The sequence below is a fragment of the Rheinheimera sp. F8 genome (assembly GCF_001518915.1).
Map to the genome: position 1 here is coordinate 3,574,703 of NZ_CP013656.1, position 18,099 is coordinate 3,592,801.

The following is an 18,099-nucleotide window of genomic DNA, read 5'->3' on the forward strand; positions in this document are numbered from 1 at the left end:
TACGCTGCTCAACCTACTTACTTACCTCACTTGCGATTTCAAGGCTTTCACCCCAACCTCGCTGCGAGGCGGCCATTTTAGTCAGTTTTTAATTCGTGTCAAGCGTCTTTTTATCGACTATTTTTCACTTTTCAAACTCACCCGGCGTTTCGCGTTTCGCTTCACCCCGTCGGCATGGCGCGCATTATAGGTCGTTTTAAAACTCGCGCAAGACTAAATTTGAGAAAAGTTACACTTTTGCGATCGTTCGCACGCTTTTTGTGCGAACCGCTGTTTTTATGATAAGAAACTGTCGATAATTTCAGCTTTACCAGACAAAGAAGCCAATCGCGGCAACGACTGGCTTCTTATGTCTACTATATATAGCAGTAAATTGACGTTAACGCAGATTGGGCGCTAACCAGCTTTCTGCTTCTTGTCGGTTCCAACCTTTCTTGGCCGCATATTGTTCCAGCTGGTCTTCACCAATTTTACTGACCGCGAAGTATTTGCTATCCGGATGAGACAGGTACCAGCCAGATACTGCTGCACCTGGCCACATTGCATAGCTTTCGGTCAATAACATGCCGATTTGCGCTTCTGCATCTAATAACGAGAACAACGTACCTTTTTCTGTGTGTTCGGGACAAGCCGGATATCCAGGCGCCGGCCGGATCCCCTGATAAGCTTCACGAATCAGCTGCTCGTTATCCAGTTGCTCATTTGCCGCATAACCCCAGTATTCTTTCCGAACTTTCATATGCAGATACTCAGCTAACGCTTCGGCCAGGCGATCGGCCAGCGCTTTCACCATAATACTGTTGTAATCATCATGCGCATGGGCAAACTCTGCTGCGTACTCATCTGCACCATAACCGGTGCTGACGGCAAAAGCCCCGATATAATCGGCAATCCCCGAATCTGCCGGCGCGACAAAATCGGCCATACAACAATTCGGCGCATTGTTACGCAGAGCGACTTGCTGACGCAGATTATATAAGCGGCACCGTTCTGTGCTACGACTCTCATCTGTCCAGACAATAATGTCGTCACCGTCGCTGTTCGCCGGAAACAAACCAAATACCGCTTTGCCGGAGATCCGGCGTTCTGCAATCATCCGGTCCAACAGCGCATTAGCATCCTGATAAACCCGGCGTGCTTCCAGCCCCACTTCTGCATGATTCAGGATGGCTGGGAATTTACCGGATAACTGCCAGGTCAGGAAAAATGGCGTCCAATCGATATAATCCCGCAACACTTGCAGGTCAACGTCGTGCCAGACATGGACACCAGGTTGCTGCGGCGCCGCGGCCACTTTATTAAGGTCCAGTGAAAAGCGATTGGCCCGAGCCTGTTCCAATGACAGCATTTCTTCGTGTTTACGACTGCGTTGATGCTGTTCAATCACACGAACATATTCATCCTGTACACGCGCCAGATAATCCGGTTTATGTTCGGCACTAATCAATGACTGCACCACAGAGACACTGCGCGAGGCGTTTGGCACATACACCACGCCATGAGCGTAGTGCGGGGCGATTTTGATTGCAGTATGGGCCTTGGACGTAGTCGCGCCGCCGATTAACAGCGGCACGGTAAATCCTAACCGTGTCATTTCTTTGGCCACATGCACCATTTCGTCCAACGACGGCGTGATAAGACCCGACAGACCTATCACATCGACATTCAGCTCTTTAGCCTTTTGCAACAAGGTCGCACAGGGCACCATTACGCCAAGATCGATCACTTCATAGTTGTTGCATTGCAGGACTACGCCGACGATGTTCTTACCGATGTCATGCACGTCACCTTTGACCGTCGCCATCAGTACTTTGCCCTGTGTAGTCGCGCCTGTGCCGGCTTTTTCTGCTTCTATATAAGGCTGCAAATACGCCACTGCTTTTTTCATCACGCGGGCCGACTTCACCACCTGTGGCAGGAACATCTTGCCTTCGCCAAACAAATCGCCAACGACATTCATGCCATCCATCAGCGGACCTTCAATCACATGCAGCGGACGCTCGACACTCTGCCGGGCTTCTTCAGTATCTTCGTCAATAAAATCGGTGATACCTTTGACCAGTGCATGCTCAAGCCGCTTAGTGACAGGCCAGCTGCGCCAGGCATTATCTTCTTTGACTGCAACCGTGCCTTTGCCGTGGAACTGGGCTGCGACTTCGAGCAAACGTTCGGTTGCATCATCACGCCGGTTTAGCACGACATCTTCTACGCGTTCTTTCAGCAATTCAGGAATATCGTCGTACACCGCCAACTGCCCGGCATTGACAATCCCCATATCCATACCCGCTTTTATAGCGTGATATAAAAACACCGAATGGATGGCTTCACGGACCGGATCATTGCCGCGAAATGAAAATGACACGTTGGAGACACCGCCGGAGATTTTGGCATGCGGGCACAACCGTTTAATCTCGCGTGTTGCTTCGATAAAATCGACCGCATAGTTGTTGTGTTCTTCAATACCGGTGGCAACCGCAAAGATGTTCGGGTCAAAAATTATGTCCTGCGGCGGAAATCCTATTTGTTCGACCAGAATTTTATAGGCGCGCTGACAAATCTCCACCTTACGGGCTTTAGTGTCAGCCTGGCCGACTTCATCAAACGCCATCACTACAACGGCAGCACCATAACGACGTAATAACTTCGCTTGCTGGATAAATGGCGCTTCGCCTTCTTTTAGTGAAATTGAGTTCACCACGGCCTTGCCCTGAATGCATTTCAGTGCCGCTTCGATCACTTCCCATTTGGAGGAGTCGACCATGATCGGCACCCGGGCGATATCCGGTTCGCTGGCTAACAGATTCAGATAACGCACCATGGCGGCTTTGCTGTCGAGCATCGCTTCATCCATATTGATATCGATGATCTGCGCACCGCTGACGACCTGCTGGCGCGCCACATCTAAAGCAGCCTCGTACTTGCCGTCCATAATCAGCTTTTTGAAGCGGGCAGATCCCGTGACGTTGGTACGCTCACCAATGTTAATAAATCGGGCTTGTTGTTGCATCACCACTCCAGAGAAAAGGCTTCGAGGCCGGCCAGGTTAAAACTGTGACTAACCGGTTTTGGCTGACGTGGTGGTAAACCCGCAACCACGTCAGCAATGACACGGATATGTTCCGGCGTGGTGCCACAACAACCACCGACGATATTGATAAAGCCATGCGTCGCCCAGTCTTTAATCTCGGCCGCCATCTCGACAGCACCCAGATCATATTCACCGAATTCATTGGGTAACCCGGCATTGGGGTGCACCGAAGTTGCACATTCTGCGATCCCCGCCATAGTCTCCACATAAGGCCGCAGTAAGTCCGGACCCAGCGCGCAGTTCAGACCAAAACTAACCGGCTCGACATGTGCCAGCGAATGATAAAATGCTTCAGTAGTCTGACCCGATAGTGTGCGACCCGACGCATCAGTAATAGTGCCAGAGATCATCACTGGTAATTTAAACCCAAGCTCGTCAAATACTTTAAGCACCGCAAATGCCGCCGCTTTTGCATTGAGCGTATCAAAAATGGTTTCGAGCATAATCAGATCAGCGCCGCCTTCAATCAGCGCATGGGTTGCTTCGCTATAGGCGTCGACTAACTGGTCAAAGCTGACATTCCGGTAACCCGGGTCATTCACATCCGGTGAGATTGACGCGGTCCGGTTGGTTGGACCAAGCACGCCGGCAACAAAACGCGGCTTGGCCGGGTTTTGCTCGGTAAATTCATCACAGGCTTTTCGTGCCAGCCGGGCTGCTTCGCGATTAATCCGGGCGGCTAAGTGCGACATATCGTAGTCGGCCATAGCTATGGTGGTGGCATTAAAACTGTTGGTTTCAATGATGTCGGCACCGGCGGCTAAATACTGCCGGTGGATAGACAGAATAATGTCAGCTTTGGTGATGACCAATAAGTCGTTATTGCCTTTCAGATCAGACGGCCAATCGGCAAATTCAGTACCGCGGTAGTCCGCTTCCTGCAGCTGAAAATTCTGGATCATCGTGCCCATCGCACCATCCAGCACCAAAATACGTTCCGCCAACAGTTGCTTAAACTGCGTCGCAGTCAGACGGCCAGTTGTCATGCGTCTCTCCCTTCACCAACCCGGCTTAAATCAAATGGGGTGGCCTGGTAAACATAATAATTCAGCCAGTTGCTGAACAATAGAAAAGCGTGACTTTGCCAAAGCTTCATCGGACCTTTGGCCGGATCATTGTCGCGGAAATAATTCTCCGGCACTTTTGGATCAAGTCCGGCCGCCACATCACGTGTATATTCGTCATTCAGTGTGGTTAAGTCGTATTCCGGATGGCCCGTAACAAAGATGCGACTGCCGCTGGAATTCTGCAATAGATAGGCACCAGTGACATCGGCTTCGGCCAGCACATGAATATCGGCATGTTGTTGGTATTTTTGTTTTGGCACCTGTGCGTAACGCGAGTGCGGAACCAGAAAGCTGTCATCAAAGCCACGGACTAATGGACATAAAGGCTGTACGACGTTTTGCCAGTACACACCAGAAAGTTTGTCGCCACGGATCTCACGTTGCAGTCCGTAGTAATAGTACAGCGCGGCATGTGCAGCCCAGCACAAAAACAACGTTGAAGTCACATGACGATCGGCCCAGGCCAGGATTTCGGACAACTGCGGCCAGTAGCTGACATCTTCGTAGTCGACTAAACCAAGTGGTGCGCCGGTGATAATCAGGCCATCATAATTTTGTTGTTGGACATCGGAAAAATAACGATAAAAACAGTTCAGATGACTTTCAGGCGTATGTTTGCTGACATGATTGTCGAGTCTGATCAGCTCCACATCAACTTGTAATGGACTGTTAGCCAATAAGCGCAGCAACTGGATTTCGGTGGCAACTTTATTTGGCATCAGATTCAGAATAGCAATACGCAGCGGGCGGATATCCTGCATGCGGGCACGACTTTCTGTGATGACAAAAACGTTCTCAGCCGACAAGGCTTCTACGGCCGGCAACTGATCAACCACTTTAATCGGCATACTTACTCCACATCACCATAAAAGATGCGTCACTGTGCCGAAATTACCGTTTATTGTCAACTTCTATACGTTTAGACGTCCAAACAAGTCAGAAATAATAAAACCATGAAGTCGGCTGTTTGAATTTACTCTCATCAGTGGCGCGCAATAGCACGTTAAAAACACAAAGGCCCCATTGGGGCCTTTGTGTTTATAAAACGATGTCGCAAGATTTAGCCAGCGCTATGCTGCCATCGAGCCGTGCTGACTGAGTTTAGAACTCTTCATCCAATTCTGCCGGTTCAGCGAGCACCGCTTCTTCTACAGCTGCAGCGCCTTTAGTAGGTTGCAGTAATAAGCGTTTACGCAGCTCGGTTTCGATCTCCAGTGCGATCGCCGGATTCTCCACCAGGTACTTCATCGCGTTGGACTTGCCCTGACCAATTTTATTACCTTTATAGGCATACCAGGCACCGGCTTTATCAACAAGTTTCTCGGCCACACCTAAATCAATCAACTCACCGGTTTTGCTGATACCCGCGCCATACTGGATAATAAATTCAGCCTGACGGAACGGTGGTGCAACTTTGTTTTTCACCACTTTGACGCGCGTTTCGTTACCGACAACTTCTTCGCCTTCCTTGACTGAACCAATGCGGCGGATATCCAAACGGACTGACGCATAAAACTTCAGCGCGTTACCACCGGTGGTGGTTTCCGGATTGCCGAACATCACGCCGATTTTCATCCGGATTTGGTTAATGAAGATACATAAAGTGTTCGAGCGCTTAATATTACCGGTCAGCTTACGCAAAGCCTGTGACATCAGACGGGCTTGCAAACCAACATGGCTGTCGCCCATGTCACCTTCGATTTCGGCTTTTGGTGTCAGTGCCGCCACAGAGTCGACGATGATCACATCAACAGCTGCAGACCGGACTAACATGTCACAAATTTCCAGCGCCTGTTCACCGGTATCCGGCTGCGACACCAGTAACTCGTCGACTTTCACACCAAGCTTGCCGGCATAAATCGGGTCCAGCGCGTGTTCAGCATCGATGAAGGCACAGGTCTTACCCAGCTTCTGCGCTTCAGCAATCACTTGTAAGGTTAAAGTAGTTTTACCTGAAGATTCAGGACCATAGATCTCGACGATACGACCACATGGTAAACCGCCGATACCTAAAGCGATATCCAGTCCCAGCGAGCCAGTGGAGATTGCGTCAATTTCCAGCGAGGTGTTGTCGCCCAGCTTCATGATCGAGCCTTTACCAAACTGACGTTCGATTTGGCTTAAGGCTGCACTGAGGGCTTTTTGTTTATTGTCGTCCATTGTGAACTCCGGGAAAGATGGTTTCGCTTGAAATGCTGTATGCTCATACAGTAGTTGAATCAATTTGTGCTGTCAACAACTGAATCATTTGCTGTAAGGCAAAATCGATACTTTGTTGCCGGACAGCTGCGCGGTCGCCATGCAGCAGGATCCGCACTGAGGCAACTTTTCCCTGCAGATAAAACCCCAGGCAAACGGTACCAACTGGTTTTGTTGCGCTGCCGCCATCGGGACCAGCGATCCCTGAGACCGCAATCGCGCAGTCGGCAGCAGCTGCAAGTGCTGCACCACTCGCCATTTCAGCGACCGTTTCTTCGCTGACAGCACCAAACTGTAATAAAGTGGCGCTTTTCACACTGAGCAATTGTTGTTTGGCTTTGTTGCTGTAAGTGATAAAACTGCGATCCAGATAAGCTGAACTACCGGGGATCGCGGTCAACGCGTAAGCTATACCGCCACCTGTACAGGATTCGGCGGTGGTGATAGTCAGCTTTTTCCGCAATAATAGCTGCCCCAATGCCGAGGCCAGTGTCTCGGTGTGCGCCGGAACTGTCATTTTCATACCATTTTGGGAAATCAGAACTTCAATTATGCCGTCAGATAACCAGACCGGGCAAGCGCAGAGTGCCCACACCCCGATGATGCAACAATATCTGGCTTTAAAAGCCGAAAATCCGGACATTTTGCTGTTTTACCGGATGGGCGATTTTTATGAGCTGTTTTATGACGACGCAAAAAAGGCGGCGGCGCTGCTGGATATCTCGCTGACCAAACGCGGACAGTCCGCCGGTGCCCCAATCCCAATGGCCGGCGTTCCCCACCACGCAGTAGAAAATTATCTGGCGCGACTGGTACAACTGGGCGAATCGGTTGCAATTTGCGAGCAGGTCGGCGATCCGGCGACCAGCAAAGGCCCGGTTGACCGCAAAGTCGTGCGGGTCGTCACTCCCGGCACTGTCACCGATGAAGCATTATTACAAGAGCGGCAGGACACTTTGCTCGCCGCCGTTTATCAGCATAAACAACAATTTGGTGTGGCATATCTCGATTTGAGCGCCGGTCGTTTTGTGCTGACCGAACTGCCGGGCGAAGAAGATCTGGCGGCTTTATTACAACGTCTGCACCCGGCAGAGCTGTTGTATTGTGAAGACCAGTTGCTGCCGTCACTGATCCTGGACCGCAAAGGCGCGCGCCGGCGGCCGGTTTGGGATTTTGAACAAAGCAGCGCTGAACGCGCGTTGTGCCAGCAATTTGGTACGCGCGATCTGAATAGTTTTGGCGTACAGGACGCCCGGTTCGGGCTGATGGCGGCAGGCTGCCTGTTGCAATATGTCAAAGATACCCAACGCGCCAATCTGCCGCATTTACGCAGTATTTCACTGGAAAAGCACAGTGACCACATCGTGCTGGACGCTGCGACCCGGCGCAATCTTGAACTGACACAGACGCTAAACGGCCAATATGCCCATTCACTGGCGGCTGTACTGGACCAGTGTCAGACTGCGATGGGCAGCCGGCTGCTGAAACGCTGGATCCACGCGCCACTGCGTGATCAGGTGGCGGTGGGTCAACGCCATCAGGCCGTGGCTGAATTGCAACAATTTGATGTGGAACTGCAGCCGCTGCTGAAACAGATTGGCGATATTGAGCGGATCGTCGCCCGGCTGGCACTTCGAAGTGCGCGACCACGTGACTTTGCCCGCTTGCGCCAGGCGCTGCAGCAGCTCCCTGAACTGACGCCGATCCTGAGTCAATTGCAAAGCCCACGGCTGCAACAACTTGGCGCAGATTGCGAACCAATGCCGGCGCTGACCGCGTTGCTCGAACGCGCCATTATCGATAATCCACCGGTGCTGATCCGTGACGGCGGTGTCATCGCCGAGGGTTATCATGCGGAGTTAGATCAATGGCGGGCCTTAGCCAGAGGCGCGACTGATTATCTGGAACAGCTGGAACAACGCGAAAAAGCCCGTACCGGTATTGCCTCACTGAAAGTCGGTTTTAATAAAGTCGCCGGTTATTACATCGAAACCGGTCGCGCCGCCGCAGATGCGGTCCCTGCCGATTATATCCGCCGCCAGACGCTGAAAAATAACGAACGCTACATCATCCCGGAATTAAAAGAATACGAAGACAAAGTACTCGGCAGCGAAAGCAAAGCCTTAGCACTGGAAAAGCAGCTGTACGACCAGCTATTTGATTTGGTCGCGCCACAGCTGGCAGCGCTGCAGCAACTGGCAGCCAGTTTGTCTGAATTAGACGTCCTGACCAACTTTGCGGAACGTGCGGTACGGCTGCACTATTGCCAGCCGGTGCTTTGCAGCGAGATTGGTATCAACATTCAGCAGGGTCGCCATCCGGTTGTTGAGCAAATGACCAGCGAGCCTTTTATCGCCAACCCGCTGATGTTAACTCCCGCGCGGCATTTACTGGTGGTGACCGGCCCTAACATGGGCGGTAAATCGACGTATATGCGTCAGGCCGCGCTGATTGTGCTGATGGCGTATATCGGCAGTTTTGTGCCAGCCGCAGCGGCTACGCTCGGACCGGTGGACCGGATCTTCACCCGCGTCGGCGCGTCCGATGATCTGGCTTCCGGCCGTTCGACTTTTATGGTGGAAATGACCGAAACCGCGACCATTTTGCATCACGCCACGGCACAAAGTCTGGTGCTGATGGATGAAATTGGCCGTGGTACCAGTACCTATGATGGCTTGTCATTGGCCTGGGCCTGTGCGGAATATCTGGCCAACAAACTCAAAGCATTGACGCTGTTTGCCACCCATTATTTTGAACTGACCGATCTACCATCCTTATTGCCGGGGGTTGCCAACATCCATCTGGATGCAGTCGAACACGACGAACATATCGTGTTCATGCATCAGGTACAGGACGGTGCCGCCAGCAAGAGTTATGGCTTACAGGTTGCCCAGCTGGCCGGCGTGCCGAAAGTGGTGATCCAGCAGGCGCGTCGCAAGCTACAGGCGCTGGAACAACAACATCCGGTGGCTGACAAACCTCGTCCGGCAACACTGCCGGCACAGGCCGAGCTGTTTGCAGAGCCGGCGCCACATCCGGTGCTGGAGCAGCTGACGCGGCTGGATCCGGACGATCTGTCACCACGCCAGGCATTGGAGTTATTGTTTGCGCTGAAACGGCAGTTATAAAGACTGTGACGCTGCTGGTGCCGGACTGAGATTCAGTCCAGCGCCACCACGTCGACAGCCACATCAAGCAGATGTTCACCACTGCCCTGCAATACACCTTTCAGTGGGACTACATCGGCATAATCACGGCCAAAGGCCAGTGTCAGGTGTTGCACATCGGCCAACACATTGTTGGTTGGATCAAAATCGACCCAACCCAGCACAGGGTCATACACGGCAAACCAGGCATGCGATGCATCAGCACCTTGTAAGCGTGGTTGTCCCGGCGGCGGCCGGGTTTCCAGATAACCGCTGACATAACGCGCCGCCAGCCCCTGACTGCGCAGGCAGCTGATCGCCAGTTGAGCAAAATCCTGACAGACACCGCGCTGATGGGCTAAGACATCAGCGATAGGTGTTACCACAGTACTGAACTCTGGATCGTACTGAAATTCTTCATAAATCAATTGATTAAGCTGCGCGACATTTTGCAGCATGGTCAGATCTGACCGATAAACCTGCTGCCATAATGCTGCGGTTGCTGGCAAATAAGGAATATTCCGGCTGGCCTGACGACATAATGCAACTTTGGCATCACTGACAGTGCGGCTATCGCGAGCCTGCAACAGACTGGCACCATCCGCCAGCTGTGTTGCCAGCAACCGTGGACTGACCGACAGTTCAGCCTCCACCCGCACTTCCAGCTGCTGATGCGGAGCCAACACATGCAGTAACTGACGACTATTGCCAAAATAATCCTGGTGCGCATAGTCAGCACAAGTCGCGGGTTCGACCGTCAACCGGTACTGCAATAACTGCTGCCAGGGTAAATCAAGCGGACGCAAACAGGTCAGATTATAACTGTTGGCAATAATCCGCTGATAACCATAACGGGTCAGATGACTCAGCTGATATCGCATCGCACCTCCGCGCCGGCAAAATACATACTCATCATCAATAGCCCCGTGGCGCGTGATTAAAATACGCTAAGGTGATGCTGTCGGATAACAGCTTGAGGCGATGCTGGATTTGACTCAGTAACAAGCCAAGCGCCGGCGTGGCACCTTGTTCAGCGTCAAACAGCGATTGCGGTTCAGTTAACTGCAACAAAGTCACCAGCTCCAACGCCAGCCGCTGTCCGGCCGACAGACCCGGGGTTGGCGTCAGCACCGGCAACCCGGCGCACTGGCGCTGAATTCGCAGGCACTGATAACCTACAGATCGCGGTGTGCTGTCATCAAATACCAGCAAATCAATCACTGCCAGCGGATGCAATTGACTGCGATAACGGCGCCGGTAAGTGTTGACCGTATCGGCCAGCCGCAGTACTGCTTCCATCAGCGCTGCTGATGGCTTTGCTTCACCGTGCGACGGCACAAACACGATTTGCAGCAATGCCGCAGTTTGCATGCCGCGTTCAATATGCTGACCCAGATCCATCAGACGCAGCGCCTGGGTGCGACTCATGGTTTCATTGTTCAGGCCATACAATGCAGTTTGCAGCAGGATAATCTCATCGAGCTGGCGCAGGTACTGGCCGGCGGCGCCCGGTACTGTCAATTGTTGCAGCGATTGTTGCGGCCATTGCCGCAGGGCTTGTTGCAACTTGTCCAGCACCAGCCAGGTATCGGCGGCAAAAAATTCGCGGGCAGACTGCGCGTTTAATAATAACGATTGCAAAATGGCAAACAAGCCACCCGGCTGGGCCGGATCAAACAACTGATGCAGCACCTGCGGCAAATCGAGCGTGCCTGCATGGCCATTGGCCTGTAAACAAAAGCGCAATAGCGGCGTCATATCAGCCTGTGCGGCCAGAGGATCCGCATGGTGCTGACTGGCCAGCCCTAATGCGGCCCGCAGCGCCCGGCAGATTTGGTTCAAGCGTTCATTGTAACGACCCAGCCAGAATAAATGATCAGCGACCCGACTGGTGACCAGACCGCTGTGGCGCGACAGCTCGAGTGCGCCGCTACTGCTATGTAGCAGACTGGTCGTGACGCCGCGGTCTGCCAGCACCCAAACATCTTTGACCAATTGCGGCCCCCTCGCCGGATTTGCAGTTTCCTGCTGAGGCATCTGCAGCAACAACCCGTCAGTGCTGAGCCGGGCATATCCGCCTGGCAACACAGTGCCGGACTGGCCTTTGGATATGAGACTGAATAATCGCAACGTGCAGGCCGCTGTAAACTGACCAGTATCAGGCTGCCAGCATGTTTCGGTCGATATGTCCGCCAATACGATGGCAATGTGATCGGCCGGAGCTGCGCCAATTTGCGCTGACAATTGCACCAGTGAGGTAGCGTTCAGCTGCGCTGGTAAATAGTGTTGCTTGCTGCTGATTCGCTGCAAACGGTAGGCAGTGAGGTTTGCCAGGACCATAGCGCAATGGTCCGCTTCACCGAGCCACAACGCCGTGGCCTGCGGCAATAACAGCGCTTCTCCCAGTAACGCCTGACATAACTGCGGCAAAAATGGCGCCAGAACCCCGCTATCGATCAAGCTACTGCCTGGCGGGTTCACACAACAAAGCTGTTGTTGCCGGATACTTTGCAATAAGCCAGCGCAACCACCGGTGCCAGGCTCCAGTTCGAGCGGATCAGACTGCGGATCCGGCAAAAACCTTAATAATGCGCCGACACTTTGCAGACCGGTCAAAGTCTTTAACCAGAGCGCCCCATCACGAAAAGTCAGATCAGCGCCATGCACCAGGGCGATATCCAGATAATTAGCTAAATACGCCTGCTCAAAATAATCCGCGTTGCGTATTGAGGTGATCCAAAGCCCGGCCAAGGCGTTGTTGTCGGTCTCTGCCGACACCGGTTGCAGCAACTGCAGCAGCTGGCGATAAAAGCCGGCGATTTGTGCTTTGGAAAGCAACAATCCCTGCAAAGGCCCAGCATGATTAAACGCCAGCCGGTGCTCGACCAGATGTCCAAGGCCGGCCGGGACCACCGCATGGTCCGCCAAAACCTGCCACTGACCGGCGGCATCTTTGGCCAAATCCAGACTCAGCAGTGGCAGCCAGTCCATCGGCTGTGCTAATAAACCAGCGGCTGGCAGCAAATAATCAGCGGCACGAAACAGCGCCTCTGCCGGTAACAAATTATCCCGCACCGTTTGCTGTGCACCATACACATCATTCAGCACCAGCTGCAGCAAGCGCTGGCGCTGCAGCATGCCCGCCTCCAGCAGCTGCCAGTCATCTGCTGCGATCACCAGAGGCAGCGGGTCCAGCTGACGCTGCGGCGCGATATGCGTGCCAAAACCCGCCGCATTTTCGCGTAACTGCTGCTGTAACTCGCGAAACAATGCCGGTAACCGGGCTTGGGAAGCGTGCAGCCAGTGACTGAGATCTGTACTTGCAGGGAAATTGTGGTCTGTCACCAAAAGCCTCAGGTTTATCGTTCTCAGGCAGAGCGCTGAGTCACCGTCAATGGTTGCTGGCACGGCGCCAGGATCGCTTGATGCAGCGCAATGATGCCAGCCTGTAATTGGTCAATCAGTGTATGCAGTTGCACCGTCGACAACTCAGACAACGCCTGAGGCCGCAGCAATGCCTGTACCTGATGCAGTTCCTGCAAAATCTCCGCAGCATGCGGTAGCGCTTTTGCCGATGCCGCGACCCGGTTCAGACAATAACTGATCGAACGCGGGAAATCCGCATAGGTCAGCAGATAATCAATCGCATCCACATCGCCTTTTTGGCGTGCCAGATAATATTGGTAGGATTCCATCCCGCCAAGTGCATTCAATACCGACAACCAGCGAAACTTCGGTCTTTTGATTTGCGTGGGTTGTAACTGCTGCAATACCATCACATCCATAATGCGGGTGGTCATATCGGCGCGTTCCAGATGGCGGCCAATGTTAAATAAATCAAAAGCATCACCGCGTAACATGGTGCCATCCAATACACCGACCACCATCTGACAACGCCGGCTGACTTCGGCCATCAGCTGATAACGCTGCTGCCGGCTGACCGCTGTACTGCAATGTTGTTGTAAAAACAAGTCCAGAGCATTCAGCTCTTCCCACATATCGCGCGGGATCAAAGGCCGGATAGTGCGGGCATTGTGTTTCAGCGCAGTACTGGTCGCCCGGATCGACACCGGACTATCGCTGGCATTAATAAGGCATGCCATCACCGCACGCTCTGTTTCTGCCAGCGATAAAGCCGTCTCACCTTGCTGAAATTTCTGTAATAACTCCACGCTGTCCTGACCCAGTACTTCCAGCAAAATAGGCCAGCCGAATTGGGTATCCTGATGACTGTCGATCAGCACATGGCTGGTCGCGTTAATCAGACGGGCCGTGTCATCCAGCCGTTCCAGATAACGACCCAGCCAAAACAGATGATTTACCGATTTCAATAACATAAGTCACACCTCATCATTGATGATCCAGGTATCTTTGCTGCCACCGCCCTGCGACGAATTGACCACCAGCGATCCACGACGCAGCGCGACCCGGCTTAAACCGCCGGTACTGCAATACAAATCACGGCCTTGCAAAACAAAGGGCCGTAAATCGAGATGACGCGGCTCCAGCACGCCATCGCACAGGGTCGGCGCTGTGGAGAGCTGCAAAGTCGGCTGCGCGACAAAATTGCGCGGATCTGCCACTATCGCCTGAGCCATCCCGGCGCGTTCAGCTTCCGTCGCGCGCGGACCAATCAGAATGCCGTAACCACCGGACTCATTCGCTGGCTTCACCACCAGCTTGTCCAGATTGGCCAGCACATAAGCGCGTTGTTGTTCGTCGGAACACAGATAAGTCGGGACGTTGTCGATCAGCGGCTTTTCACCGAGGTAATATTCAATAATCTGCGGCACATAGGCATAAATGACTTTGTCATCTGCCACACCGGAACCCGGCGCATTGGCTATTGCCACCTGCCCTTTGGCCCAGGCGTGAAACAAACCCGGCACGCCTAATACTGAATCGGGCCGGAACACGGTCGGATCCAGAAAGACATCGTCAACCCGCCGGTAGATCACATCGACACGGCGCAGACCATCCAGCGTACGCAAATAAACACCATCAGCCTCGACCTGCAAATCGGTGTTTTCTGCCAGTTCAATGCCCATTTGCTGGGCCAGAAAACTGTGTTCAAAGTACGCAGAATTATAAATGCCGGGCGTCAACAGCACGATACAAGGCACATCACCGGGTCTTGGTGATAACGATGCCAGCATTTTCCAAAGCTGGTGCGGGTAGTCGTCTACCGGCACGATCGTCGAGTCGGCAAACAACTCCGGGAATACCCGCTTCATCACAGTGCGGTTCTCCAGCATGTAGGAGACGCCACTTGGTACCCGCAGGTTATCTTCCAATACCAGAAAACGGCCTTGCTCGTCCCGAACCAAATCGGTGCCGCAGATATGGGACCAGACGCCAAAAGGGGGCGATACGCCCCGACATGGTGCAAGGAAGTTTTTTGACTGCAGTACCAGATCTGCCGGCACGATGCCGGCGCGTAAAATACGTTGATCGTGGTACAAATCGTCGATAAACAGGTTTAACGCCTGCAAGCGCTGCATCAGACCGGCACTGGTGCGGCGCCATTCGCTCAATGGAATAGTGCGCGGCATCACATCTAATGGCCAGGCCCGATCGATATTCTGACCTTCGCTATATAAGGTAAAACAAACCCCCATACTGCGGATGGTCTGGTCCAGCTGCTGTTGGCGGCGCAACAGCTCCGTCGTGCCATGCTGCCTGATAAAACGGGCAATCGCACTGGCCGGCGCCCGTGCAGTGCCTTGTGGCGTCACCAGCTCGTCAAAACAATTTGCTAAATGCGGATATCCGCTGAAACTTTGCCCCATCACGCGTCCCCGCTTTGTGTTCACTGCCTGTTCACGGCCGATCAGCTTCGTCTGATTGTTCACCACCGTGTCGTGAGCTGTTTTGGTGCAAACAGGCATAAGGTATCCATGGAGCAGCAAGGCTTGTGCCAGTCGGCAGGCGGAGATTTAATCAGGTATCAGTCGGCAAAAAGACAGGGGACAGGTCGTGTATCAGTAGCGATAAAAAGGGAAGTTACAGGCAGAAAAAAAGCGGGCAATTTTCCCGCTTTTTCATCTCAGTGCACAATGGCTATTCCTGAAACAAAGTCTCAATGTTCAGGCCTTGGTGCGTGACAATTTCACGCAGCCGTCGTAATGCCTCGACCTGAATTTGCCGGACCCGCTCGCGGGTCAGACCAATTTCACGGCCAACATCTTCCAGCGTTGACGGCTCATATCCGAGCAAACCAAAGCGCCGAGCCAGTACTTCGCGTTGTTTTGGATTCAGCTCTTCCAGCCAAAGCACCAGATGTTGCCGGATGTCAGCATCTTGTAGCTCAGTTTCCGGACCCAGCTCTTTTTCATCAGCCAGAATATCCAATAACTGCTTTTCTGAAGAACCGGCAACAGGAGTATCCACTGATGTAATTTTTTCATTCAGTTTCAACATCTTGCGTACTTCTTCGACCGGTCGGTCCAGCGCAGCAGCAATTTCTTCCGGCGTAGGTTCATGATCCAGCCGCTGTGACAATTCACGGGCCGCACGCAGATAAATATTCAGTTCTTTCACCACATGGATCGGCAACCGGATAGTCCGGGTCTGATTCATAATGGCGCGTTCGATAGTCTGGCGGATCCACCAGGTGGCATAGGTTGAGAAGCGGAAGCCCCGTTCCGGGTCAAACTTCTCGACGGCGCGGATCAGACCCAGATTGCCTTCTTCAATCAGATCCAGCAGCGCCAGCCCCCGATTAATATAACGCCGGGCGATCTTCACGACCAGCCGCAAGTTACTTTCGATCATGCGTTTGCGGGCAGCAGCATCACCTTTGAGGGCCAAACGGGAAAAATAAACTTCTTCTTCAGCACTCAGCAATGGGGAAAAACCAATCTCGCCGAGGTAAATTTGCGTGGCGTCCATCGCGCGTTGACTGTCGTCACGGGTGAACACATCATCAGGCGTGCTTTCTTCTTCGGTGGCAAGATTTGCCATATCCGGTTCTGCGGCTTCATCGTCCAGCATCGCCACGTCTTCGGTTAATTCCGCTTCCTTGAAATCAACTACTTCATCTTCGTCTTTTTGTCCCATATCCGTCTCCCAGATCTACAAGGGTCACGCCTCAATGCCAGAAGTCCATTCTTGAGTGATGCGATGTGTGCTGTTATTTATTTCAGATAACGCAGCGGATCAACAGATTTTCCCCGATAGCGGATTTCGAAATGCAGTTGTATACGGTCTGCATCGGAATTACCCATTTCAGCGATGGTCTGCCCTGCTGCCACCGATTCGCGTTCTTTCACCAATAAACGGTGATTGTGAGCGTAGGCGCTTAAAAAATCGTCATTGTGTTTGATGATAATTAAGTTGCCATAACCCCGCAGTGCATTGCCGGCGTATACCACCTGACCTGCCGCTGCCGCTTTAACCGGTGTACCAAGTGCACCACCAATATCAAGACCTTTGTTACCGTGTTCCTGACTGGAAAATTTCGCCAATATCGGGCCTTTCACTGGCCAATGCCATTGCCGAACGTTCCCATTAATGGTACTGTTCTCGGTTTTTTCGGGTTCTGCGACCCGTTCATTTTGACCATAACGCTTTTGATTTTGCGGTGCAACTACTTTAGCGCTTTTTGATGCAGCACCCGAACTGTTTGAAATTGAATGATTCTTATTTGGTCGAAGGCGTGTTGGACCTGACTTCTGAACAACTGCAACATCATTGTTATTGTTTGAAACCACCAGCACCTGACCGACATAAATCTTGTACGGCTCAGCGATACGATTCAGCCTGGCCAGACTGCGATAATCCATGCCATTGCGAAATGCGATAGAAAATAACGTATCCCCGCTTTTGACCTGATAGGTGTCCGCCTGCAACGGGGTTCCGGCTTTTTTCCGGCTTTGCCAGCTATCGACTGGTGCCGGACTGCTGTTCGTGCCACAGCCACTCACAGTCAGCAACAGGCATAACAGTATGGCCTGGTGTGCCCACAGTCCCGTTGCCGTTTTTTGTTTCGGCATCGCCCGGTGCATCATCAAATCAGCCATAAACCAGATAAGCCAGACCCGCCAAAGCTACAGTGCCCCAGCCAAGGATATCGACGATTTCCCGCAGTTTTGCCTGCATCTTTTCGCCGCCCCAATACATCAGACCCGCGACCAGAAAAAACCGGCTGGCCCGGCCAATAAAAGACGCGATCACAAAAGGCAAAAACGCCATATGCATCAAACCGGCGCCGACCGTAAACAACTTATAAGGGATCGGCGAGAAGCCGGCGATAAACACCACCCAGACGCCGTATTCATTAAACCAACGCTCGACCAGGGCAAAAGTGTCCTGATAGCCCATATATTGGATAAACGGCAATACCACCGGATCATATAACAGATATCCAAGCCAATAACCGAGGATACCGCCGAGCAATGAGGCGAAAGTGGTCAGCCAGGCCAGCCGCCAGGCCCGCTCCGGCCGCGCCAGGGCCATTGGCGCTAACATCACATCCGGCGGGATCGGGAAAATCACTGACTCAGTGAAACTTAAACCAAACAAATAACGCTCGGCGTGGCGATGCTTGGCCCAAACCAGCGCTTTGTCGTACATCCACTGAAAAATCCGCAAAAATGAA

General features: G+C 52.7%; 13 protein-coding genes. 1 reads left to right on the forward strand and 12 read right to left on the reverse strand.

Annotated elements, in window-relative coordinates; all coding sequences use genetic code 11:
* Positions 1-379: 379 nt before the first annotated feature.
* The 5 genes from metH to ATY27_RS15975 all read right to left on the reverse strand — a co-directional run bounded on the left by metH (position 380) and on the right by ATY27_RS15975 (position 6,871).
* Positions 380-3,007: a methionine synthase gene (gene metH, locus ATY27_RS15960; protein ID WP_347876410.1), complete on the reverse strand. Its 2,628-nt coding sequence runs from the start codon at positions 3,005-3,007 to the stop codon at positions 380-382.
* Entirely contained in the window at positions 3,007-4,074 is a 1,068-nt protein-coding gene (locus ATY27_RS20065) for a homocysteine S-methyltransferase family protein (RefSeq protein WP_347876411.1), read from the reverse strand. The genes metH and ATY27_RS20065 overlap by 1 nt, the downstream gene beginning before the upstream one ends.
* Positions 4,071-5,003, reverse strand: a complete 933-nt coding sequence (metA, locus tag ATY27_RS15965; RefSeq protein ID WP_208931596.1) for a homoserine O-succinyltransferase — start codon at positions 5,001-5,003, stop codon at positions 4,071-4,073. The genes ATY27_RS20065 and metA overlap by 4 nt, the downstream gene beginning before the upstream one ends.
* A gap of 253 nt (positions 5,004-5,256) precedes the next feature.
* The gene (gene recA, locus ATY27_RS15970; RefSeq protein WP_208931597.1) at positions 5,257-6,315 is read right to left on the reverse strand and encodes a recombinase RecA; all 1,059 of its coding nucleotides are present in this window, start codon (positions 6,313-6,315) and stop codon (positions 5,257-5,259) included.
* A 43-nt stretch (positions 6,316-6,358) separates the two neighbouring features.
* Positions 6,359-6,871, reverse strand: a complete 513-nt coding sequence (locus tag ATY27_RS15975) for a CinA family protein (RefSeq protein ID WP_208931598.1) — start codon at positions 6,869-6,871, stop codon at positions 6,359-6,361.
* Between the two features lie 34 nt (positions 6,872-6,905).
* Here ATY27_RS15975 and mutS point away from each other — a divergent pair, with 34 nt between their 5' ends.
* The gene (gene mutS / locus ATY27_RS15980; protein ID WP_208931599.1) at positions 6,906-9,482 is read left to right on the forward strand and encodes a DNA mismatch repair protein MutS; all 2,577 of its coding nucleotides are present in this window, start codon (positions 6,906-6,908) and stop codon (positions 9,480-9,482) included.
* Positions 9,483-9,514: 32 nt separating this feature from the next.
* Here the strand turns inward: mutS and ATY27_RS15985 are convergent, their stop codons facing one another.
* From ATY27_RS15985 to ATY27_RS16015, 7 genes are all read right to left on the reverse strand, one after another.
* Positions 9,515-10,381, reverse strand: coding sequence for a transglutaminase family protein (locus ATY27_RS15985; protein ID WP_208931600.1), 867 nt, complete (start codon positions 10,379-10,381; stop codon positions 9,515-9,517).
* A 34-nt stretch (positions 10,382-10,415) separates the two neighbouring features.
* On the reverse strand, positions 10,416-12,845 hold the full coding sequence (locus ATY27_RS15990) for a circularly permuted type 2 ATP-grasp protein (protein WP_208931601.1): 2,430 nt from the start codon (positions 12,843-12,845) through the stop codon (positions 10,416-10,418).
* Between the two features lie 23 nt (positions 12,846-12,868).
* Positions 12,869-13,837: an alpha-E domain-containing protein gene (locus ATY27_RS15995; protein ID WP_208931602.1), complete on the reverse strand. Its 969-nt coding sequence runs from the start codon at positions 13,835-13,837 to the stop codon at positions 12,869-12,871.
* Positions 13,838-13,840: 3 nt separating this feature from the next.
* The gene (locus tag ATY27_RS16000) at positions 13,841-15,289 is read right to left on the reverse strand and encodes a circularly permuted type 2 ATP-grasp protein (RefSeq protein ID WP_208933522.1); all 1,449 of its coding nucleotides are present in this window, start codon (positions 15,287-15,289) and stop codon (positions 13,841-13,843) included.
* A 271-nt stretch (positions 15,290-15,560) separates the two neighbouring features.
* Positions 15,561-16,559, reverse strand: a complete 999-nt coding sequence (gene rpoS / locus ATY27_RS16005) for an RNA polymerase sigma factor RpoS (RefSeq protein WP_208931603.1) — start codon at positions 16,557-16,559, stop codon at positions 15,561-15,563.
* Positions 16,560-16,636: 77 nt separating this feature from the next.
* Positions 16,637-17,521, reverse strand: a complete 885-nt coding sequence (locus ATY27_RS16010) for a peptidoglycan DD-metalloendopeptidase family protein (protein WP_244151338.1) — start codon at positions 17,519-17,521, stop codon at positions 16,637-16,639.
* Positions 17,514-18,092, reverse strand: a complete 579-nt coding sequence (locus ATY27_RS16015) for a YqaA family protein (protein ID WP_208931604.1) — start codon at positions 18,090-18,092, stop codon at positions 17,514-17,516. Before ATY27_RS16015 ends, ATY27_RS16010 begins: the two co-directional genes overlap by 8 nt.
* Positions 18,093-18,099: the final 7 nt, after the last annotated feature.

Bases quoted from the DNA above. Each gene is read 5' to 3' on its own strand.
- metH (WP_347876410.1), bottom strand. From the start codon at position 3,007: ATGCAACAACAAGCCCGATTTATTAACATTGGTGAGCGTACCAACGTC.
- ATY27_RS20065 (WP_347876411.1), bottom strand. From the start codon at position 4,074: ATGACAACTGGCCGTCTGACTGCGACGCAGTTTAAGCAACTGTTGGCG.
- metA (WP_208931596.1), bottom strand. From the start codon at position 5,003: ATGCCGATTAAAGTGGTTGATCAGTTGCCGGCCGTAGAAGCCTTGTCG.
- recA (WP_208931597.1), bottom strand. From the start codon at position 6,315: ATGGACGACAATAAACAAAAAGCCCTCAGTGCAGCCTTAAGCCAAATC.
- ATY27_RS15975 (WP_208931598.1), bottom strand. From the start codon at position 6,871: ATGACAGTTCCGGCGCACACCGAGACACTGGCCTCGGCATTGGGGCAG.
- mutS (WP_208931599.1), top strand. From the start codon at position 6,906: ATGCCGTCAGATAACCAGACCGGGCAAGCGCAGAGTGCCCACACCCCG.
- ATY27_RS15985 (WP_208931600.1), bottom strand. From the start codon at position 10,381: ATGCGATATCAGCTGAGTCATCTGACCCGTTATGGTTATCAGCGGATT.
- ATY27_RS15995 (WP_208931602.1), bottom strand. From the start codon at position 13,837: ATGTTATTGAAATCGGTAAATCATCTGTTTTGGCTGGGTCGTTATCTG.
- ATY27_RS16000 (WP_208933522.1), bottom strand. From the start codon at position 15,289: ATGGGGCAAAGTTTCAGCGGATATCCGCATTTAGCAAATTGTTTTGAC.
- rpoS (WP_208931603.1), bottom strand. From the start codon at position 16,559: ATGGGACAAAAAGACGAAGATGAAGTAGTTGATTTCAAGGAAGCGGAA.
- ATY27_RS16010 (WP_244151338.1), bottom strand. From the start codon at position 17,521: ATGGCTGATTTGATGATGCACCGGGCGATGCCGAAACAAAAAACGGCA.